This window comes from Sinomicrobium kalidii, assembly GCF_021183825.1.
Classification (GTDB): Bacteria; Bacteroidota; Bacteroidia; order Flavobacteriales; family Flavobacteriaceae; genus Sinomicrobium; species Sinomicrobium kalidii.
Genome location: NZ_CP089211.1, coordinates 484,503 through 505,103, shown reverse-complemented (window position 1 = coordinate 505,103; position 20,601 = coordinate 484,503). Strand labels below are relative to the sequence as shown.

At 45.9% G+C, this 20,601-nt stretch carries 23 protein-coding genes and 1 riboswitch; of the genes, 4 read left to right on the top strand and 19 right to left on the bottom strand.

The window, feature by feature from the left end; translation table 11 throughout:
- Window positions 1-6: 6 nt before the first annotated feature.
- From LS482_RS01915 to LS482_RS01905, 3 genes are all read right to left on the bottom strand, one after another.
- Window positions 7-876: an alpha/beta hydrolase gene (locus tag LS482_RS01915; protein ID WP_233030053.1), complete on the bottom strand. Its 870-nt coding sequence runs from the start codon at window positions 874-876 to the stop codon at window positions 7-9.
- Window positions 877-1,099: 223 nt separating this feature from the next.
- The gene (locus LS482_RS01910; RefSeq protein ID WP_233030052.1) at window positions 1,100-2,428 is read right to left on the bottom strand and encodes a voltage-gated chloride channel family protein; all 1,329 of its coding nucleotides are present in this window, start codon (window positions 2,426-2,428) and stop codon (window positions 1,100-1,102) included.
- Window positions 2,429-2,484: 56 nt separating this feature from the next.
- A riboswitch (Fluoride riboswitch) is annotated at window positions 2,485-2,551 on the bottom strand.
- 35 nt (window positions 2,552-2,586) lie between these two features.
- Window positions 2,587-3,783, bottom strand: a complete 1,197-nt coding sequence (locus tag LS482_RS01905; RefSeq protein WP_233030051.1) for a lactonase family protein — start codon at window positions 3,781-3,783, stop codon at window positions 2,587-2,589.
- 283 nt (window positions 3,784-4,066) lie between these two features.
- On the opposite strand from LS482_RS01905, the gene tssD reads away from it, so the two are divergent.
- A complete protein-coding gene (gene tssD / locus LS482_RS01900; protein ID WP_233030050.1) occupies window positions 4,067-4,453 on the top strand; it encodes a type VI secretion system tube protein TssD in 387 nt (128 codons plus the stop codon).
- 271 nt (window positions 4,454-4,724) lie between these two features.
- Here tssD and LS482_RS01895 read toward each other — a convergent pair whose 3' ends face one another.
- The 5 genes from LS482_RS01895 to LS482_RS01875 form a co-directional block, all read right to left on the bottom strand.
- Entirely contained in the window at window positions 4,725-5,174 is a 450-nt protein-coding gene (locus LS482_RS01895) for a RidA family protein (protein ID WP_233030049.1), read from the bottom strand.
- A gap of 136 nt (window positions 5,175-5,310) precedes the next feature.
- Window positions 5,311-6,057: a GNAT family N-acetyltransferase gene (locus tag LS482_RS01890; protein WP_233030048.1), complete on the bottom strand. Its 747-nt coding sequence runs from the start codon at window positions 6,055-6,057 to the stop codon at window positions 5,311-5,313.
- Between the two features lie 10 nt (window positions 6,058-6,067).
- Window positions 6,068-6,517: a DMT family transporter gene (locus LS482_RS01885; RefSeq protein ID WP_233030047.1), complete on the bottom strand. Its 450-nt coding sequence runs from the start codon at window positions 6,515-6,517 to the stop codon at window positions 6,068-6,070.
- Between the two features lie 10 nt (window positions 6,518-6,527).
- Window positions 6,528-7,157: an NAD(P)H-dependent oxidoreductase gene (locus LS482_RS01880; protein ID WP_233030046.1), complete on the bottom strand. Its 630-nt coding sequence runs from the start codon at window positions 7,155-7,157 to the stop codon at window positions 6,528-6,530.
- Between the two features lie 102 nt (window positions 7,158-7,259).
- Complete coding sequence (locus LS482_RS01875) at window positions 7,260-7,883, bottom strand: Crp/Fnr family transcriptional regulator (protein ID WP_233030045.1); 624 nt, start codon at window positions 7,881-7,883, stop codon at window positions 7,260-7,262.
- A 175-nt stretch (window positions 7,884-8,058) separates the two neighbouring features.
- On the opposite strand from LS482_RS01875, the gene LS482_RS01870 reads away from it, so the two are divergent.
- Both LS482_RS01870 and LS482_RS01865 read left to right on the top strand, forming a co-directional pair.
- The gene (locus LS482_RS01870) at window positions 8,059-8,442 is read left to right on the top strand and encodes an OB-fold protein (protein WP_233030044.1); all 384 of its coding nucleotides are present in this window, start codon (window positions 8,059-8,061) and stop codon (window positions 8,440-8,442) included.
- A 1-nt stretch (window position 8,443) separates the two neighbouring features.
- On the top strand, window positions 8,444-9,289 hold the full coding sequence (locus LS482_RS01865) for a DUF5777 family beta-barrel protein (protein WP_233030043.1): 846 nt from the start codon (window positions 8,444-8,446) through the stop codon (window positions 9,287-9,289).
- A 30-nt stretch (window positions 9,290-9,319) separates the two neighbouring features.
- On the opposite strand, the gene LS482_RS01860 is transcribed toward LS482_RS01865, so the two are convergent.
- The 8 genes from LS482_RS01860 to LS482_RS01825 form a co-directional block, all read right to left on the bottom strand.
- Window positions 9,320-10,021 carry a DUF3307 domain-containing protein gene (locus tag LS482_RS01860; protein WP_233030042.1) on the bottom strand — a complete coding sequence of 234 codons (702 nt, stop codon included), beginning with the start codon at window positions 10,019-10,021 and terminating at the stop codon, window positions 9,320-9,322.
- A gap of 16 nt (window positions 10,022-10,037) precedes the next feature.
- On the bottom strand, window positions 10,038-10,664 hold the full coding sequence (locus tag LS482_RS01855) for an HMG-box domain-containing protein (RefSeq protein ID WP_233030041.1): 627 nt from the start codon (window positions 10,662-10,664) through the stop codon (window positions 10,038-10,040).
- Between the two features lie 128 nt (window positions 10,665-10,792).
- On the bottom strand, window positions 10,793-11,338 hold the full coding sequence (locus LS482_RS01850; RefSeq protein ID WP_233030040.1) for an acyl-CoA thioesterase: 546 nt from the start codon (window positions 11,336-11,338) through the stop codon (window positions 10,793-10,795).
- 8 nt (window positions 11,339-11,346) lie between these two features.
- Window positions 11,347-11,712, bottom strand: coding sequence for a 6-phosphogluconate dehydrogenase (locus LS482_RS01845; protein WP_233030039.1), 366 nt, complete (start codon window positions 11,710-11,712; stop codon window positions 11,347-11,349).
- A 31-nt stretch (window positions 11,713-11,743) separates the two neighbouring features.
- On the bottom strand, window positions 11,744-13,069 hold the full coding sequence (locus tag LS482_RS01840; RefSeq protein ID WP_233030038.1) for a DNA recombination protein RmuC: 1,326 nt from the start codon (window positions 13,067-13,069) through the stop codon (window positions 11,744-11,746).
- A gap of 102 nt (window positions 13,070-13,171) precedes the next feature.
- Window positions 13,172-13,963, bottom strand: a complete 792-nt coding sequence (locus LS482_RS01835) for an ABC transporter ATP-binding protein (protein WP_233030037.1) — start codon at window positions 13,961-13,963, stop codon at window positions 13,172-13,174.
- 64 nt (window positions 13,964-14,027) lie between these two features.
- Window positions 14,028-15,050, bottom strand: coding sequence for a FecCD family ABC transporter permease (locus LS482_RS01830; protein ID WP_233030036.1), 1,023 nt, complete (start codon window positions 15,048-15,050; stop codon window positions 14,028-14,030).
- A 15-nt stretch (window positions 15,051-15,065) separates the two neighbouring features.
- Complete coding sequence (locus tag LS482_RS01825; RefSeq protein ID WP_233030035.1) at window positions 15,066-16,202, bottom strand: ABC transporter substrate-binding protein; 1,137 nt, start codon at window positions 16,200-16,202, stop codon at window positions 15,066-15,068.
- 189 nt (window positions 16,203-16,391) lie between these two features.
- Here LS482_RS01825 and LS482_RS01820 point away from each other — a divergent pair, with 189 nt between their 5' ends.
- On the top strand, window positions 16,392-18,335 hold the full coding sequence (locus LS482_RS01820) for a M1 family metallopeptidase (protein ID WP_233031784.1): 1,944 nt from the start codon (window positions 16,392-16,394) through the stop codon (window positions 18,333-18,335).
- A gap of 61 nt (window positions 18,336-18,396) precedes the next feature.
- Here the strand turns inward: LS482_RS01820 and LS482_RS01815 are convergent, their stop codons facing one another.
- The 3 genes from LS482_RS01815 to LS482_RS01805 are packed head-to-tail and all read right to left on the bottom strand — an operon-like array spanning window position 18,397 to window position 20,414.
- Window positions 18,397-18,951, bottom strand: coding sequence for an RsmD family RNA methyltransferase (locus tag LS482_RS01815; RefSeq protein ID WP_233030034.1), 555 nt, complete (start codon window positions 18,949-18,951; stop codon window positions 18,397-18,399).
- Window position 18,952: 1 nt separating this feature from the next.
- Window positions 18,953-19,786 carry a DUF3822 family protein gene (locus LS482_RS01810; RefSeq protein WP_233030033.1) on the bottom strand — a complete coding sequence of 278 codons (834 nt, stop codon included), beginning with the start codon at window positions 19,784-19,786 and terminating at the stop codon, window positions 18,953-18,955.
- Window positions 19,764-20,414, bottom strand: coding sequence for a hypothetical protein (locus LS482_RS01805; protein ID WP_233030032.1), 651 nt, complete (start codon window positions 20,412-20,414; stop codon window positions 19,764-19,766). The genes LS482_RS01810 and LS482_RS01805 overlap by 23 nt, the downstream gene beginning before the upstream one ends.
- Window positions 20,415-20,601: the final 187 nt, after the last annotated feature.

The following is a 20,601-nucleotide window of genomic DNA, read 5'->3' as shown; positions in this document are numbered from 1 at the left end:
TTTGTTTTAATTTTTGATAAAGGTAATGATTTTCTGAATGACCCGTGTATCCCCGAGAATTTTTCTGTGGCCGAGGCCGGTAGTGATCATCAGTTCTCCGTCACTCAGGTTTTCCAGGATATGCTTTGCCGCACTTACCGGTACGTCCCGGTCATCCTCATCATGTACGATCAATACGGGAGTGTGTACGTCACGGGCGGCAATACTGGCGGAAAGGTCATCGATGTCAAAACCCATCTGCCGGTCGAATGCGCTTTTCATGCTGTAACTTATTTCATCCTTTAACCCCAGTGTCCGCACAAAGTCGAGGGCAATATCCGATACCATATCCCCGGAACCTATGATGACCAGTTTCCGGATGTCCGATTTTTTCTTTACCGCATTGAGCAGGGTCATTCCCCCGAGGGAATGGCCTACTGCGGCTTCAAAAGGCCCGTATTCCTTTTCGAGCAGCATTGCCGCTTCGATAAATTCGAGCATATTGGAGTCTTTTCCTCCTGCCTTGCCGTGTGCGGGAGCGTCAAAACTTATGGTAGCATACCCGGCTTTACACAAAGCATCGGCAATTTTCACCAGTTGCGTGCCTCTGCCGCTCCATCCGTGAACCAGTAATATTTTCTTCGGACTGTCGCCATATTCATATACCACGATCTCCTTATCGATGGAAGCTACGGCTTTTCGGGTCTGTTTACTTTGTTCATCCATGTGTTCCTCCCGTTTCGGAATTTTGTATTTTAAAGGGGAGGTGAAAAGCCGGGTGGCGAACTTTGTGGCCAGGGCAGGGGAGAGTAATTGAAGAAATTTGCCCGTATATTGTATACTCCGGGGGATTTCTATGGTTTGACGGTAACCCGAATCGTTTCCTTTCTTTTCCATAAGCAGGTGTTTAAAGGGTACAATTTAGCGTATTGTTTTTAGTCGGCAAAGGCCAGGGGGAGGGTTTAACTATTGCATGAAGAACAGATTTCCGGTTTGCAGGTAGCACGTTACAGGTTACTGATTCGGCCATGTCTGAATAAGCCTGGTTTTTGCTGTTTTGAAACCGGTAACGGCAGGTACTGATTACCGAAAACCGAATATCCCGGCCACTGTTACCCGGTTAAAGTCCCCGCAAGTCTTTTTTTGATGTTTGTTTGTGTTTTTTGTCCACCTCTGTTAATGTTTTTCCGCGGTCCCTGCCGTAAAAGAGGTGTTTCGGACTGCCGATAATTTGTGAGGAATAAATGCCCGAATGCCCGGAGAAGATGTAAGCCGTAACACAGGCTATGGCTATGAACATACCGCTTTGAATACCGAAGAGTTCTATGCCCATAATGGTGCAGGCAATGGGCGTATTCGTAGCTCCCGAAAAAACGGCGACAAACCCCATTCCGGCGAGCAATGCGGCGGGCAGGGGGATAAAGATGGCCAGGGCATTCCCCAGGGTGGCCCCGATAAAGAACAGGGGTGTAACTTCACCGCCCTTAAAACCTGCCCCGAGAGTGAATGCGGTTAAAAATATTTTCAGGATAAAGTCGTAGGGCGGGAGTTCTGTTTCAAAAGCGTCCACGATCGTGGGAATGCCCAGCCCTATATATTTTGTGGTGCCCATAAAGAAAACGACCAGGGCGATAACCACTCCGCCGATGACGGGGCGTAAGGGCGGATATTTTATTTTCGTCCCGAACAGGTTGCCGAAGAAATGGGTAGAACGGGAAAAGGCGAGTGCCGCCAGTCCGAAAAAAATTCCGGCAAGGATTGCCCACATCAAAAAGGAAAACTGCATTTGAGGGACTACGGCGATATGGTAGTGAGTATGGCCTACCTGCCACCAGCGACAAACAAAATCGGCAATGACCGCAGTGATAAAACTGGGCAGGAGGGCCTCGTAGCGCATCCTGCCGATCACAAGGACTTCGAGGGCAAAGACCGCCCCGGCAAGCGGTGTGCCGAAGACCGAGGCAAACCCGGCGCTGATCCCGATAATGAGTAGTATCTTCCTGTCCCTGGGCCGCATGCGGAACAGCCGGGTAAACTGATCGGCAATGGCGCCTCCCATTTGGACTGCAGTACCTTCACGGCCTGCCGACCCTCCGAAAAAATGGGTGACCACGGTGCCGAACAGGACCAGAGGGGCCATTTTGAGCGGGATGATCTGTTTCGGGCTGTAAAATTCTTCAAGGAGCTGGTTATTTCCTTTTACCACGTCCTGCCCCCAATAGTGATAACTCAATCCTATGATCAGTCCCCCCAGGGGAAGCAGCCAGATGATCCAGGTATGGGCCTCCCGGTAATCTGTGGCCCAGTTGAGAGCAATGAGAAAAAATGCAGAGGCCGTACCCGCTAAAATACCGACCAGTGCGGACAGCATTATCCATTTGCCCAGGAAAAAAAGGGAAGGGAGTTGTTGTATCGAAAGCAGCTTTCCGGAAAGTTCTTGTCTGGTCATGGCAATACCTGTTATCATTAATAATGTGCCGCTATCGTTATCCGTAACGATAGTGGGGATTAACAGGCGCCATCATCCCCGGTAAAAGGGCGGTTTCCGGCAGACACCATTGCCACTGATGTGTTTTAAAGCAGCAAAAATAAGCAAATTGCACAAATTCAGGGAAAAAATTTGATACAAACCGGTGTTTTTACCTCGAGTTCCTGTTCGTAAGACAGTTTCCCGGTTTTCGCATCGATGGCAAATTGTACGATGTTTCCCGAATTTTGATTGGCTGCATAAAGTTGTTTCCCCGAGGGGTGAACAGCGAAGTTCCTGGGGAAATCCCCCTTGGTGGGCTCGTGTTCCACAAGTGACAATTTCCCGGTTTCCGGGGCTATGGTAAAAACCACGATGCTGTTGTGACCGCGGTTGGACCCATAGAGAAATTTTCCGTTGGGGTGGATGTGTATATCTGCGGTATTGCTTTTTCCTTTAAATCCTTCCGGCAGGGTATATATTTTCTGTATTTCTGTCAGTTTCCCCGACTGTGAATCATAGGAAAAAGCGAGGATGGTATTGTCCAACTCGTTGATAACATAGGCATGGCGGCCATCCGGATGAAACGCAAAATGCCGGGGGCCTGCACCGGGAGGTGTGGAAATAAATCCTGGGGAAGAAGGCAGCAGGCGATCGTTTTCCCGGTCAATTCTGAAAATCCGGATTTTATCGCTCCCCAGGTCGGGAACGAAGACAAAACGATTGTCGGGAGAGACCACAGCAGAGTGGGGATGCGACACTTCCTGGCGTGCAGCATCAGGTCCTGATCCCTGAAGCTGGACAGTATCGGCAGGCGATAATCTGCCTTTTTCATCCCTCTTGTACATTTTGACCACGCCACCTGCATAATTGGCGACAAACACATATTTACCGTCAGTGTCCAGGCTCACATGGCAGGGCGCTTTGGCATCCGTGGTCAATTCCTGGAGAAGGTCGGGTTTTTTTAAATCGTCCAGTCCGAACACCAGTAACTTTCCCGTTTCTCCTTCACGGGCCACTTCACTCACGGCATAGAGGTTCTGATTGTCCGGCGAAACGGCAAGAAAGGACGGGTTTGTCATTTTTGCCACCGTGGCCACCCGTTTGAGCAGCCCGTTCTCCGGGTTTCTCTGTAACAGGTATATGCCTTCCGCCTGGCCGTCTACGTGCCCTTCCTTCCTGGTATAGGTACCTATAAAGGCAAACGAAGCCTTTTTTACGGTTTTTGATGTCGTGCTGTTGTTGCTTTTTGCAGTAGTTCCGGGTTTGTTTTTCTTTTCCTTGCATGCAAAGAGACTTGCGGAGAGGAGAAAGAGTACAACTATATTTTTTAGCATTCGGAATGTGTTTTTGTACGGGATGATGATCCGCTGTTTTCAGAACGTCGTTTTTTCGGTTATCCAAAAATAGGTATTTTTCACGATATGATCGTGGTGAAAAATATGGCGAAAAAGGTTCTGGTCCGACTTTATACAAAAAGTGAATTCTTACAACAGGGTAGAAAATAAACGGTATTTGTTTTGTGGAATAGGGTAATCTTTAATACCTTGCAGAGGTATGTAATTCAATATTTGATTTGGTATATTTTTTTTAAACCTTAATTTTTAAAAACCGATAAGTATGTCATTTAAAGCCATGTTAAGTGTAGGCGGTAAGAAAGTAAATATCTTGAATGCCAACTACGACCTCACACAGGAAGTGGATGCTACGGGGCGTCCTTCTTCTGTTACACGCGGGGGGAGGATCTATCTCACCGTAGAATCTACCGGGGATTCTTTCTTTTTTGAGTGGATGACCAACAATTTTGAGCGTAAGAACGGGATGATCACCTATAGTAAGCGTGATACCGATGCCAAACTGAGAGAGGTACACTTCACGGAAGGCTATCTTGTGAAGTACAGGGAAAATTTCGATGCCTCCGGGAGAAATCCTTTAACAGAGACCTTTACTATTTCCTGTCGTGTGATTTCCAGCGGTGGCGGGGAACATATGAACGAATGGGTGTAGTTTAATCCCCTGTCTGAATACAGTATTCATTTACACATCATCAAAATTTAGTGTAATCCGGGGGATGTGTAAAAACTTCCCCTTTGAATTTTATTTTTCACTGATGGTCAGTTATATAATTTAATGCTGTAAGAAACTCTTCGATAAACTCAGGACAGGCTAAAAACCCTTCCGCTTCAGCTTACCCTGAGCAACAGCCTAAGGGCTTGAGATGACAGTTATATATTTTTCCGGAAAAGAGACCTGTCTTTTTTAATAAGGGATTCCTTGTCTATTTCCCGATGACTGCCACGGCCCCTATTTCGATCATCAACTCCTTATTGACTAGTTGATTAACTTCTACGGCTACACTGGTGGGCGGTGTTTTGAGGTTGATGTAACGGTCCCTTACTTTCCGGAATTCGGCCAGTTTGGAAATGTCGGTAAAATAGCAATCTATCTTCACCACATCATCCATGGTACCACCTGATTTTTCTACCAATGCTTTGATATTGCGGAAAACCTGGTCGGTTTGTTCTTCAAAATCATTGACGCCTACTATTTTTCCGTCGGCATTCACGGCAATCTGTCCCGAGAGCACTACCATTTTTGAACTGCCAAGGTCGATCTCCACACTGTGTGAATATCCCCTTTCGGAAACATCGATGTACCTGGTGTCCCGGGTTTCCGGGGCACAGGCAAGAAATAAGAGGGAAAACAAGATAAGGAATGCCGTTCTCATACTTTGAAAAATGGATTGGGACTGAAATTAAAAAGTTTCGCTGTCTAAAAGTATAGATTCGTTTTTTATTTCCCAAACAAAGCACGGAAAAGGACAAATATACGATAGCTTCCGTCACCTGTTTCCCCCGTATTTTTTAAGGGACCAGATTGTAGTTTTTCATAACAAACTGTTCGGTGAACCCCAGTTTGTCATAGAGTCCTTTTCCCATTGCAGACGCCTGGAGGGTGGCATGTGTGGCCCCCGCTTCAATGGCTTTATTCAGGGTGAATTCCATGATTTCCGCGGCAAAACCGTTCCTTCGCATTTCGGGTATAACCCCTACGCCGTGAATTCCTGCCACCTTACCTGTATAATGTATGATGGCGGTACCTATGGGACGCTCCTGGAAATACACGAGGAAAAACGATGTGTTTTCGTGGGCATGCTGCAGTATGTTCTCCCCGATGCGATAACCGAAAGCCCCGGGGTAGAGCTCAGCCCATGTCCGGGCTTCATAACGGTTGGTAACAAGGCGGATGTCTAGCCGCTCCGGTTCCGGGAACCACGCTGTTAAGGGCAATGACATCCCTACCTGTTCAAAGGTTTTCGTAAAACCGCGGGATTCCAGGATTTTGTACGATTCGCTGCCGTAAGTATCCCAGTAGGGTACGGTTAATTTCACAGCACCCGATTTAAGGATGCGCAATACGTCTTCTATCGTGTCGTCCGTAAAATCCCGGTTAAACCATAAGCGGTTGGGCCAGTCGGAGTCAGGTACCGTGGCGTAGTCAAAAAAATCGTGTGTGTGATAGGACCGGAAAGGGGAACTTACGGTTGCCCACAAAGAGGTCAGGTTTTCTATATTGGCTTTGGTGAGATTTGTTTTTTCTTGTGTTTTCATCGGTTTTATTTTATTTCAGGTTTATGAGTAAGATACCGGCAATCATGGATATGACGCCGATGGTCCTTCTGAGAGTAATGGGTTCGGTGGGCAGGTTCAGCCATCCGAAATGACCGGCTATTACGGCAAAGATAAGCTGACCGCACAGGCCGAGGGATATCATGGAGGCCATCCCCAGCCTGGGGATGGTATAGTAATACAGGCTGATGCCCATAACACAGAAAAGTCCTCCGATAAACCACATATAAAAAGGAATGTGCCGTATCGTTTCCTTGTCCGGAAATTCTTTCAGGCTGATGATGGCGATAACCAGGGCAAAAATCGTACTGAAAAAGAATGCCAGGACAGAGGCGAGAAACGGGTTTTTCAGCAAAACCCCCAGGTGGGCATTATAACTTCCCTGGGCAGCGAGAAATATTCCGCCCACAAAAGCCAATGCGGATAGCGTTAACTGGTTCATTGTTTACAGCTTAAAGTTCTTCGAATAATTTGTTCCCGGGTTTTCTGACCTTTTTTTCATACTGCGAAGTATCCTCGGCCGATCTGTAGCCTATGGTTGCCAGGACGGAAGTATTCAGTCCCCGGTCAGAGAGCCCGAGGATCTCGTTGTAACGGTCGGGCTGAAACCCTTCCATGGGACAGGTATCGATCCTGAGTTCTGCACAGGCGGCCAGTAAATTGCCAAGGGCGAGGTAGGTTTGCCTGGCTGTCCACTCTTCCTGTTCCTTCAGTGATTTTTCACTTAGTTTTTGCACCATAAAATCACTGTAACTTTTCAGATTTTCCACAGGGATTTCCTGTATACCTGCCTTCAGGTTGATATACTCTTCCACATGTTCCTGTCCCGGTCTGGTGTAATTGCAGAAAACAATAAGGTGGGAAGCGTCCGTGATCTGGTGTTGTCCCCAGGAGACAGACTTTAGTTTCTCCCGCAATTCGCGGTCCTCGATAATAAGAACTTTGTACAATTGAAGCCCATATGAAGAAGCGGACAACCGGATGGCCTCTTTTATTTTTTCCAGGTCCTCCGGAGCAACTTTCCTCCCCGGATCGAACTTTTTGGTGGCGTACCGCCATTTCAGGTTTTCGGTCAATTCCATACCTTTTTCGTTTTATTTGTTATTCCTGATTTACCTGCGTTACCGGTAAACGCATAATGATTAATCAGGGACAAAATTAGCGGTAAGGTATGTGCGATGCCTTTACATAGGTTGATTTTGGTCTTTTATTTTCAATTTTTTTCGTATCCGGCTTAACTGGGTAGGCGTAATACCCAGGTGGGCTGCAATGTGCAGTTTGGGAATCCTCCGGTCTATATCCGGATGTTTTTCCAGAAGTTTGAGGTACCGGTCGGTCGCATTTTCCATTACCAGGGAAATTTCCTTTTGTTCTTTTTCGATGATCCAGTTTTTCTCAATGTAGGCAATGTAGAAGTTCCGCACATCTTCGTTGCTCCGGATGAGTTCGCGATAGCCCTTATAACTGATATTGACGAGCACGGAATGCTCCAGGGCTTCAATAGTAAAATAAGAAGGTGTGCCCTGTAGCAGGGATACCTTGGAAGCCGCAAAATTTCCTTCCATGAAAAGGTTCTTGTTGTAGACGTTGCCTTCGGAGTCTGTAAAACAGGTCCTCAATGCTCCCTTACAAATAAAATGAAGGTATCTGGCCACCTGCCCTTCGCGAAGCAGGGTTTCCCCTTTTTCCAGCGTTTGAAATGCGGTGATGGAGTTTATGAGCGACCAGGAATCATCGGTTATCGGGACATAACGTTCTATGGCGGCCCGGAGTTCGGTGAGATATCTTTCTTTATCGATGGTTTGCATATGTAGTTTGAAGGGAACTTTTGTATGTATATTTCCGGGAATAAAAATACAAAAACCGAAGTATACCATTTAAGCCGGTTAAAGAAATTGTTTGTTGATGATTTGTTTTATTGTAAGATTATTTTTTGTAAATTTAATAATATTTTTAGTTAAATAATGATAATATTGTTGGGTCGTGGGGAGGAAACTACTCTGGATAGTATTGGGTATTCTCGTCGTTGCTTTTGTGGCGTATAAGTATGTATACCGCCCGCACAGGGACATTGAAAAGGAGGAAGCCTCGTATGCTTTTTCTTCGGAAGTGTTTATCCGTGAATTTCGGGAAGATGCCGCAATGGCTTCGGAAAAGTATGTGAATGAGGTCATCCGAATAAACGGGAATATTACAGCTGTGGAGAAGGACCATGTGATTGTGGATGATAATATCGTTGCCCGGTTCCGGGAAACCTCCGGAAAGAAAGCAGGCGCCCCGATCTCTTTTAAGGGCAGGTGTGTGGGATATGACGAATTGCTGGAGGAGATCCGTCTGGATGAATGCTACATCTTAAATCAGCAATAATATGAAATTCATTTTATTTTTACTGGCTTTTCCCCTGCTTTGTTCCGGCCAGGAGGACCTGCTGGAGGAACTGGACGGGGAACTGAAAGCAGACAATTCCGTAAGGGCAGCATTCAAAGGTATAAAGATCGTTAATTTTGAATCTACAAAACTGCTTTATAAAAAGGACTTCTACTTTGTCGTATCGCACCGTTTCGGAAGTGTAAAATACGGTTTCGACGATTTTTTCGGCCTGGACCAGGCGGTGACCCGGTTGCAATTCCTTTACGGCATTACCGACGGGTTAACGGTGGGGGTTTCCAGGAGTTCTTACCAGAAAACATATGGTGCAACGGTAAAATACAGGCTGCTGCAACAGAGGAAAGACGGTTTTCCGTTTACGGTGGCGGGCTATCATCTTATTGCTGCAAATACGGCCATGAGCAAGGACGATTTACCGAAAATGGAGTTCAAGCACCGGCTTTCCTATACATCACAGCTTCTTATTTCCAGGAAGTTCACCGAAAACTTTTCCCTCCAATTAATGCCTACGTTCTTACATGAAAACTATGTGGTGGTCGATACGCAGGATAATTCCCAGTTTGCACTGGGCGTGGGCGGAAGGTACAAGATAACCCCGAGGTGGAGCATAAATGCCGATTACGGCTGGCACCTTAACCGGGCGGATGCATCTCCGTTTAAAAACCCGTTATCCATAGGGGTTGATCTCGAAACGGGCGGACATATTTTCCAGATGCACTTTACCAATGCTCAGCCGATGTTTGAAAATGGTTTCCTGGGCCAGGCCACCGGCGATTGGGGAGAAGGGGATATTTATTTCGGCTTTAATCTTACCAGGATATTTTAATCGGAATTCATTTGTTATCGGGTTTCGCGGTCAAGGGAGGAAAGAAGAACATATAATGGCAATGGCAATGGCGGTGCCAAAACTCAGCAAGGTACCTATGAGTATGTATTCGGTAAGCTTGCGGTCTTTGGCCTGGGTAAGGTCACTGAACCGGAAAATCGACTTTGCCGCTATCAGGAATCCTACGCCTTCCCAATGTCCTGAAACAATAAAAATAAACACGAGCAGCCGTTCCAGGATGCCTATATACCTTCCTGCGTTTTCAAGGGAGTCGTCCTTTTCCAGTTCTGTTTTGGGCGTATAAATCGAAATGGTGGTTTTGATAAATATGGATGTGGGGAAAGTGAGGAATATTCCCCCGGTGAGTAATAGTAACTGTTTTTGGGACAGGGAAAATTCCGGTATGTGTCCCAGTATGAGATACCACACGGCAATAATGACCAAAATGTGCAGCAGTTGGTCGATATAAAACAGCAATCTCTTGGTTTTCGGGGTTTGTAACAGGAGTTTGGCGGCATCTATAATTAAATGTGTAATACCTATGATCAGGGCTGCATACCATAGTTTAACGTCCCATAGAAAAATAAATGTAAGGAGGGCGTGGAACACTACGTGCAGGTATAACTTTCCGGAAGCCAGTTTTTTTTCCTCTTTTTCCCTGACCCAGCGGTCTGTTTGAAGGATAAAGTCGCCGATGAGGTGTGCCAGTAAAAGTTTTAGTAATATTACCATAGGGCAAACAGATTTTTTATTCCGGGGCGTGTTCTATATGATCTACCTTTTGCCTGTACATGTGGTCCAGTGCCATGATCTCGTCGAGATAGGCCCTTTTCTGGCGCTCACTCACCGTATTTTGCTTGATGTTGATGAGTTTGCCCAGTTCGTGCTGGGAAAGCTTCGGGTTTTCTATAGACAGTTTTACGATCTCGGCAGAATTGGGAGTCCAGTTGTCCATGGCAATGAGGCCCAGTTTGAAATATAAATTCAGTTCTTCATCTATCCGGTGGATGCCGGTCTTTATGGCCAGGTTTTTCTTTTCCTTTTTCAGGGTTTCAAACAGTTCACCCGAAAATATAAAGGCCCCGCCGTTGGATTCGGAAATGGTAGAAGCCTCATGGGTCTTGGAGCCGATCCCTATGGCCATCCGTACATCGAGCCCCTTTATGGTTCTGAGGGACGCCTTGATATAAACGGCCATTCGGAAAGCATTGTAATAATCCTGAATTTCCACCTGAAAACTGTCGCCCCGGAAAACCTCCCAGTATTTCGGGGCCACGGATACGTAGGCAAGGGTCTCCTTTAATGTGGAAAGCCATTGTCCGGGAGAATCCGCTTCCCGGGAATTGATAATATCTCCGGTTATAACGCTGGTCATAAAACAAATATCTGTTAAAAAAGCGATATTTGCAAATATCGTCTCAAAATATGATTTACCTATATATCGTCTTTAAAAACGATAATTCGTATTATCGGTAATTCAAGCGATATTGGAGGGCAAAGATTTTACGGAATAGCTATCCTTACTTTATATTTATCCGGGATATCCGTAGTATCGGTAGTCAGGTGGATGGAGGAAGCATGTGCTTCCCGCTCTTTTTTCAGTTCTATTCGTTTAATGCTTTTGTGAAAGCGGTGTAATTCGGTTTTGTTGCGGATAATGATACCGGGGACATTCACGTTCTTTCCCTGATCATCCTTGGCCACCATGGTAAAGTAGGACGAGTTGCAGTGTTTTACGTTTCCGGTCTGGATATTTTCGGCTTCAACACGTATGCCTACGATCATGGATGAGTTACCGGTAAAGTTGATCGATGCCTTCATGGTGACCAGTTCCCCTACTTCAATGGGTTTAAGGAAATCTACCGTATCTACCGATGCGGTAACACAATATGCTTCGGAATGTTTGGAAGCACAGGCAAAAGCGATCTGGTCGAGCAGGGAAAGGATGTACCCGCCGTGTATCTTACCGCTGAAATTGGTATGCGAAGGCAGCATCAGTTCCGAAATGGTAACCTGCGATTCTTCAATAGTCTTGAATTTTACAGCCATATCTGATCTTAATTTCTGTTATGCGGGGATTGTTCTTCCACGACATTGGTTATGAAATACCTGGTGTCTCCCAACCAGAAGAAAGTGGTAAAGCGCTCCACATAATCCACCTTGACATATCTTCCCTGCAGGTTTTTCAGGTCTTCGATGACCGCTTTGTCCTTTGGCAGTACGGAAAACTTGAATATCTGTGCCCCGGATATTCCCTGGCTGATCTCGCCTTCCCAGGTTTTTACCATAACCCCTTTGTGGCTTATTTTGATGAGTTCGCCTGAACGCACCCCTTCACTATACGGCACAAAATAGACAAAGGCGTAATAGATGAGGAACAGGGCTACGACGGATAGCAGGATAATAATAACGGCTTTTTTCATATTCAGATAAAATAAAGGGTTCTCGGTTGTACTATTCTTCTTCGCTTTCCCCCGCGCGCTTTACAATAGCTTCGGGAAGGGACTTTTTGGCCTTGGCGCCCATCTTTTTCAGTTTTTCTATGCTGATGATAATATTGCCCCGGCCCTCGAAGAGTTTGTTCATGGCTCCTTTGTATTCGGTCTTGGCTTCGTCCATTTTTTTGCCCACTTTCGTAAGGTCTGTCATCAGTCCTTCAAACTTGTCATAGAGCGCCCCGGCCTGTTTTGCAATTTCTATGGCATTGCGTTGTTGCTTTTCATTGCTCCACATAGTGTCTATTGTTCTCAGTGTGGCGAGCAGGGTGGAAGGGGTGACGATAACTATATTTTTGTCAAAAGCCTTGTTGTAGAGCGAATTGTCCTGGTTTATGGCAATGGCAAAAGCAGGTTCGATCGGGACGAACATCAATACAAAATCGGGACTTTCCATTTCATACAGGTCCTCGTATTTTTTACCGGAAAGCTGCTCCACATGGCGTTTTATAGAATTTACATGTTCCTTGATAAAGAGATCTTTCTGGTCTTCTTCGGCATTGACATAGCGCTCATAGGCGGTGAGCGATACCTTGGAATCTATGATCATTTTTTTGCCGTCCGGAAGGTGAATGATAACATCGGGCAATACCCGTGAGCCGTCTTCCTTGGTAAAACTTTGCTGTATCTCATATTCGCGTCCCTTTTCGAGTCCGCTTTTTTCCAGTACCCGTTCCAGCACCAGTTCACCCCAGTTGCCCTGCATTTTGCTGTCGCCTTTCAGGGCGCGGGTGAGGTTTTCAGCCTCCTGGGTGATCTTCAGGTTCTGGCTCTGAAGGCTCAGCAGTTGTTCCTTCAGGGCAGAATGTATGCTGATACTTTCTTTCTGGCTTTCTTCCACCTTTTTTTCAAAGAGTTGTATCTTTTCCTGTAAGGGCGAAAGTATATTCTTGATGTTTTCCCGGTTTTGCTGAGTAAACTTATTGCTTTTTTCGTCCAGTATCTTGTTGGCCAGGTTTTCGAATTCCCGGGTGAATTTTTCCTGGAGTTTTTCTACCTCTTTCTTCTGTTCCCGGTTTTTTTCGTCCAGGTTTTCCAGTTCTGCTTCCTTTCGTGCAAGCTGAAGACCGATCGCTTCTTTTTCCTGGCGGATGTTTCCGTTTTCCTTGTGCAGCTTTTCGATCTCCTCCCGTAGTCCGCTCATTGCGGATTGCAACTGGCTTTCCCGTTCTGCCCAGGTACTCTGCCGGGTCCCGGATTTTAATCGCTGGATGTATATCCCGGTAAAAACACCCGCGGCAACAGATACGGCAGCTACGATAAAAATAAGGAGGCCTTCAGTCATTGATTTACGTTATTTACAATAAAGCTATTTGATTTTCCAAAGATAGAATTTTTTAATTTACACTGTAAAGCGGTACAGTCCTTATCACAGCAGATTTCTACTTTATTTCACCTTGAAGGTCCCCGTATTCCGGTCGAATTCAATAAGGTCTTGTGGGAAAAGATGCTGAAAGCTTTCCTTTTCGATCAGTTGGCACGGAGTACCGAAATCGACCTTGTTGTTGCCCATAACCAGGATTTTGTCGCACAACTGTATGGTGAGATCGATCTCATGTGAGGAAAAAAGAATACTTTTCCCGGTTTTACGGGCCAGGTCCTTCAGCAGTTTGAGGATATAGGTCTTGTGGTAGACATCCAGGTGCGTGGTGGGTTCGTCCAGGATGACCACGGAGGTGTCCTGTGCAATAGCCCTGGCGATCATTACTTTCTGTAGTTGTCCGTCACTCAGCGCATGACATTTTTTATGTTGTATGTCCCCGAGGTTGAGCAGGGTAATAACCTCTTTGATTTTCCCGAGATCGTTATCGGTAAGTGTGCCTATCCAGTTGGTGTAAGGTTGCCTTCCAAGGGCTATGGTTTCCGTGACCGTCAGGTTTTTCGAGGGAAGCTGGTCGGTAAGTACAAGGCTGATCTCCCGGGCCAGTTCTACAGGGGTATAGCTGGTCAGTAAATTCTCCCTGAGTGTGATTTTCCCGGACAGCGGCGGTTGTATTCCGGCCAGCGTGCGCAACAGTGTGGATTTTCCGATACCATTGGCGCCGACAACTGCAGTGAGTTCCCCAGGGTATACGGCAAAGGAAATGTTTGCAGCTATTTCGGCAATGTGTTTTCCCGATTTATAGCCGATGCCCAGCTTGTCTGTTTTGAGAACACTATTTTTAGTATCGGTCGTCATGGTAGCGTTAAAGTTGTTTTCCGTTTTATTACAATCTGTTCATTTGTTATCAGTGATGTGTCCTCTAAAATATCATTTTTCGTTTACGCACCAATAACCAGATTACCACGGGAGCCCCTACAATGGAGGTAATGGCATTGATGGGCAGGGTAAATTCACTCGCCGGCCATTGTGCGATGGTATCGCATATCAGCATTAATACGGCCCCGTACAGCATCACGGCGGGAAGCAGGATCTTGTGGTTTGTGGTATTGAACACCTGCCGGGTAAGATGGGGTACGGCCAGGCCTACAAAAGCTATCGGCCCCGCAAATGCTGTGATTCCCCCGGCAAGTATGCTGGTAGTACATATAATAATCAGCCTGCTTTTCCGGATGTCTGTCCCCAGGCTCCGGGCATAATTTTCGCCGAGCAACAGTGAATTGAGGCTTTTCAGGGAGAATATGCTCATTGCAATGCCACAGCACACCAGTAAGAACAACAGGAGGAGTTCATTCCACGAAAGGTTTCCGAGACTGCCGAAGGACCAGAAAATATATTGTTGCAGTTTTTCCGCACTACTGAAATAGGACAGGACGCTTACTACTGCGGCGGTGATACTGCCGAACATGAGTCCGATGATAAGGATAGCCATTGTGTCCCTTACTTTCAGGGAAACCGAGATCACCGCAAGCAATACAAGGAAACTGCCTGCCGTAGCTGCAATGGCAAAGGAAATGTTGCTGAGGAATATCGTAATTCCCAAAGTAGATGCGCCCATGATCAGAAGAGCTACGCCCAGACTGGCGCCGGAACTGATACCCAGCACAAAAGGCCCTGCCAGCGGGTTGCGGAAGAGGGTTTGCATGAGGAGTCCGCTCACTGCCAGGCCCGAGCCCGTGAGTATGGCTGTGAAAGCTTTGGGTAACCGGTAGTTCAGGATGATATAGTCCCACGCCTGTTTTTCAGTTTCTCCGTTAAACAATACGGTTATGATCTGTTTAAACGGAATATGGACCGAACCCAGGCTGATGTTTATCAAAAAACAGAAAACGAGCAGCAGGGTAAATAAGAGGAAGGGAATTTTATAGGATCGTAATGGTTTCAAATCGTAGTTCCTGTTTTAGGGGTCCAGTGGTTTAAAGAAGAATGGCTTGTGCTCTGGGAGCACCTCCGGGTGAAAAATGTGAATGAGGTCCTTGAGGATAATATCCGGCCGGTTGGGCCCCAGCTCAAAATACAGCATGCCTCCTCTGGGCCCCGTGGTTTTACTGTAAGCATATATGTTTTGCGTTTGGAAAGGCCTGAATTCTCCGTAGTGCGGATTGGCGGTTTTCAGTTCATTATAGCTCTTGAACAATGTGGGGGATATCCAGAAATCGGCATCCTGGGCCTTGTTCAGTACGCTTTCGAAATTCAGGAACAGGCTTCCCGTGTTGTCCGTATCTTTCCACAGGTAATGGCCTCCGGCGTCGCGGATGAACTGTGCCGCCCAGCTCTTTCCGCCGGGCAGTATCCATACGTCCTTGTGCATGGCGCCGCTCAGTACCGTTGGTTTTTCAGTGATGTTTTCCGCGAGTTTCCGCGCATTTTGATATTCCGTTTCTATGTGGTTGAAGATGCTGTCTGCTTTGGCTTCCTTATTAAAAAAAGGGGCGAAGAACTTTATCCACTCGGCTTTTCCCAGCGGGGATTCTTCTACCCAGTCACCGTTGAACACCACCGGGACCCCGGATTTTCGGATGATATCATAGGCTTTGTTACCGCCATTGAGCGCGAATCCTACAACCATGTCGGGTTGAAGGTCTATGAGTACTTCGGTATTAATGCTTTCATTGCTCCCCAGATCCTTTATCCGGCCGTTTTCTACATTTTTACGTGTTTTTTCAGATGAAATATATTTCGTGTCCGGGAATCCGGTAAGACGGTCTTCCACACCAAGGGCTTCCAGGGCGGGAATGTGGGTAGTAGACGTCACCACCATGTTTTTTACCGGAACGTCAATACGGGCGTCATAGGCCACTCCGTCGGGAAGGGTTTTACCTTTACCGGTAAGGACGTAGGTGAACTGTTCCTCGGCGTCGGGCCAGGGAGCGGACACTTCTATTTTCGTATAGGAATCGAAATGGGTGATCCGGAACCCCGAGGCGTATTTTATGATTGTTTCTGTTCCTTCTTTACCCGGACTTTTCGGTTTTTTCTGTTTACAGGCCGAGAGACACAGAAAGGATATAATTATTGTGAGTACGGTTCTTGTCATAAATTCAAAAGTAAGATAAAATCTGCAATGAAGGCGTATTTCCTTTCGGTGTCCGGGGATATAAAGTTAAAACGAGCACACAAAGTTAACCCTTTGTTAAATCTTCTATGGGCACTCCGAATGTTTGTGTATTTTAGCACATCAGTTTTCTAATTAACTAAAATAATCACTTAAACCACAAAAGAAATGATGAGACATTTTATGGAAAGGGTTTTGGTGGTTGCCGCTGCTTTCCTCATGGTGAACACCTATGCACAGGAGGCAGGAGACAACAACCAGGATCTGTTTGGCGAATTTATGTACAACCGGGGTAACAGTTACCGTTCGGCTTCCGGTGTCCCCGGTCCGGAATACTGGCAGAACGGTGCGGACTATGAAATTGAAGCGGAACTGGACGACGAAACCAATCGCCTGAAAGGAAAAATAACCATAACCTATCAAAATAACAGCCCGCAACCTTTGGATTTTATCTGGATTCAGCTGGACCAGAACCGGTTCACTGAAGATTCAAGGGGAACATTGACTACTCCCATAGAAGGTAACCGGTATTCCGGAGATGTTGACGGGGGATACAAGATAACTAACCTGGCGGCCAGGAACGGAAGGAGAGGGAAGGCCTCTTCCAAATATATTATCAATGATACCCGCATGCAGGTGTTCTTTAACGAACCTATAGCAGCCGAAGGCGGCGAAGCTACGGTATCCATGAACTTCGAGTTTAAGATACCCGAAAGAGGAATGGACAGAATGGGACGTCTGGACATGAAAAAAGGGGTGGTGTATTCCCTGGCACAATGGTATCCGCGGGTAGCTGTTTTTGACGATATCGAAGGATGGAATGTAGAACCTTATCTCGGGGCAGGTGAATTCTACCTGGAGTACGGCAATTTCGATTATAAGATCACAGTGCCTTATGACCATATTGTAGTAGGTTCAGGAGAACTGGTTAATGCCAGGGACGTGCTGACTAAAAAGCAGCAGGACCGCATGGAAAAAGCTTCGAATAGTGATGAGACAGTTTATATCGTTACCCCGGATGAAGCGGGAGATGCTGCTGCAACCCGTCCGAAACAGGACGGTAAGATAACCTGGCATTTCAGGATTGAAAATGCACGGGATATCGCATTTGCTTCGTCAAAGGCATTTATCTGGGATGCTGCGCGTATCAACCTGCCCAGCGGAAAGAAGGCAATGGCACAGTCTGTATATACCGAAGAGAGTGACGGCGAACTGGCCTGGGGCCGTTCTACCGAATATACCAAGGCTTCTATCGAACACTATTCTGAAAAATGGTACGAATATCCTTATCCCGCAGCTATTAACGTAGCTTCCAATGTAGGCGGAATGGAATATCCGGGGATAGTTTTTTGCGGATACCAGGCCAAGACCAGGGGATTGTGGGGTGTAACCGATCACGAGTTCGGACACATCTGGTTCCCGATGATCGTAGGGTCAAACGAAAGGCGTTACGCCTGGATGGACGAAGGGTTCAACACATTTATCAACCACTACAGCACGCAGGCTTTCAATAACGGGGAATACCCTTCGAGATTAAACCGTTCCAGGGGACAGGTAGGATGGTTAACCGATAAAGATCGTGAGAGCATATCCACTTACCCCGACGTTGTGCAAAGCCGTAACCTGGGAATGGTGGCTTATTACAAACCTGCCCTAGGGTTGCTGATACTCCGGGAATACATTCTCGGACCGGAACGTTTTGACAATGCATTCAAGGCCTATATAAAAGCCTGGGCGTATAAACACCCGCAACCGGCAGATTTCTTTAACGTTATGGAAAATGTTGGAGGAGAAAACCTCAGCTGGTTCTGGAAGGGCTGGTTTTACGGTAATGAAAATATAGAATTGTCTGTAGATGCCGTAAGGCCGGTTGAAGGCAATTATATCATCAGCTTCAGTAACAGGGGAGGTATTCCCATGCCTGTTCTTTTTGAGATCACCTATGCAGATGGCAGCAAGGAACGAAAAACCCTTCCCGTGGAAATATGGCAGCGGGGAGAAGAGTGGAACCACCTGCTCAAAACAGATAAAGAGGTGAAAAAGGTAGAGGTAGACCCCGACAAGATACTTCCTGATGTAAATGGCTCGAATAATATATGGCCGAGGGAATACTAAAAGGTAATTGTCAATAAATAAAGAACCGCGGAAAAATTTACTCCGCGGTTTTTTTATGCGCCTATTCTTCTTCGTTCGTTGTCCATTCAAAAAAACTGAACACACAGTTGCCGTATCTCTTCTGAAAACTGAAGTAAGGGCGATCTTCGAGACTGGTAAATTTGGAATGCTCTATAATTAAAAATCCTTCGTCCGCCAGTAATTCATTGCCGAACACCAGTTCCGGTATGCGGGCAAATTCTTCTGCAGGAAGGTCATACGGAGGATCGGCAAAGATGATATCTGTATGGGTACGTACCTTGTCCAGAAAACGAAATACATTGTTTTTGATAGCACGGATTGGAAAATCCAATAACTTCGCCGTTTTATGGATGTATTGTACACAGGCAGGGTGTGCATCTACCGAAGTGATGGAAGTGCAGCCCCTGCTGGCAAATTCATAACTGATATTGCCTGTTCCCGCAAAAAGGTCCAGTACCGTGATCTCCTGGAGGTAAAAATGGTTTTCCAGAATATTAAAAAGGGCTTCTTTGGCAAAATCGGTGGTGGGGCGCACAGGCAGCTTTTTGGGAGCCATGAGTCGTTTTCCCTTGTATTTTCCCGAGATGATACGCATTTTAAAAAGAGTTTACGGAAATGAGCTCCCGGTGAGGTTCAACAGTCTGTAAGTCACCGGCCATCCGGTAACGGCAGTGGTTATTTCCAAAATGGATATGCCGTACATAGGTATATGCAATTTCATGGAATTCATCCCCTTCGTAAATTTCCCCGAGGAAATAGAGCGGAAATTCTTCGGGGTTCAGTTTCAGTTGTTCGGCGGTAAACAATATGTAATAGATAAAGTCCTCCTTATTGGCGTATTCAAACGTGTTGTACAGCAGTAACTTTTTATCTTTTATCACTGCAATTTCAAAATGGCCCTGTTGCACATGAACATACATATGTGGCGTGGTAACATCAGGATGGTTGTGCAGTATCGTCTCCACCAGGATACTTGAAAAATGACGGTATTCAAACTCCCCGAAGCGGTCAAAAATGTAGTTGTTTATATTGACAAAGGGGATGTAAACGTTTATGAGCCCCATGCTGCTTATATCGTCATAAGTCACAAAATCGGTATTGAAGATTTTTACGTTGAACTTCAGGTATTCCGAAAGGTGCTTATCGTTGAAAAGAGGCTTGGGTACAAAGGTGGAGAGGTCGTTCTCGTGTACCACATATACCTTTTTAAAAGGCTGGTTGAGTATTTCCCGTTCGCGGAAGAGCTCCTCCGTTTTTTGCAGTAAGGCCTGCGGTGTTACACTGGTTTCGAAAGGGTGGTGTTCTATGCAAAAGATGGTTTTGCTCAGTCCGTCCAGGACGCAAAAAGAAAGTCCACTCAAGCTTACCTGAATGGACAATTCGTTATAATTGGTGGTGGTATATGTGTTAGTTTTTTCTTTTTGAGTCATAAATCATTGGCCAGTTACCCGTTGTTTTTACATCCTCCAAGGAACCGACTATGATCTCGGGTCCGTTTACATCATCCACGGAGATAATCTGTTTTTCCTTGGCTACAAGATCCTTGGGCTGATCGTGCAGGATAATGCTCTTGTCCACTTTGGCCTCAAATACGGAAGCTTTAAAACCGCTTCGGTCAATGATTCCGGATTTCATGGTGAAGGTTTCATTGTTCGGAGCATATGGAACATTCATCAGCTTTTTATAACTATCCGAATCTTTGAACAGCGAGTCCTTTACCGATACAAATCCCAGGGTATCGATGACTTTTCCCTCTTTCGGCATATCAATCCTGTATACAGGATCGTATTCAACCCAACTGGTATCCCTTTGCTGGGTAATGGCGAATTGTGCCGTATCTATAAACTTGACGAGACTATTGAAATCTTTGGCGAAACTACCAGTAACTGTCCGGTATGCTTCCTGGGCATCCCTTATTTTCTTTAACTTGTCAATAACTTTGGCATAGCGTTCTGTTTTGATTTTGTCAAACTTAATGGGATCATTGACAGACCTGTAGATTTTGTAGGCAAAGAAAATGCTGAGGATCCATAAAGCAATTTGTATCGCTGTTTTCATTTTAATCTTTTTGTTAGTTAAAGAGGTTTTACGCAAAACTACAATTTTTTTTTATTTGGAAAAGTTTTTCACCTTAAAAATGAGCCTGCTGCCCCAAGTTAAGGGTTATGATGACAATATGGGGTGTTTATCCCGGTTGCGGCGAAATCCGGTCAAATTATTATTTCCGGATCACGGTATTTTACCG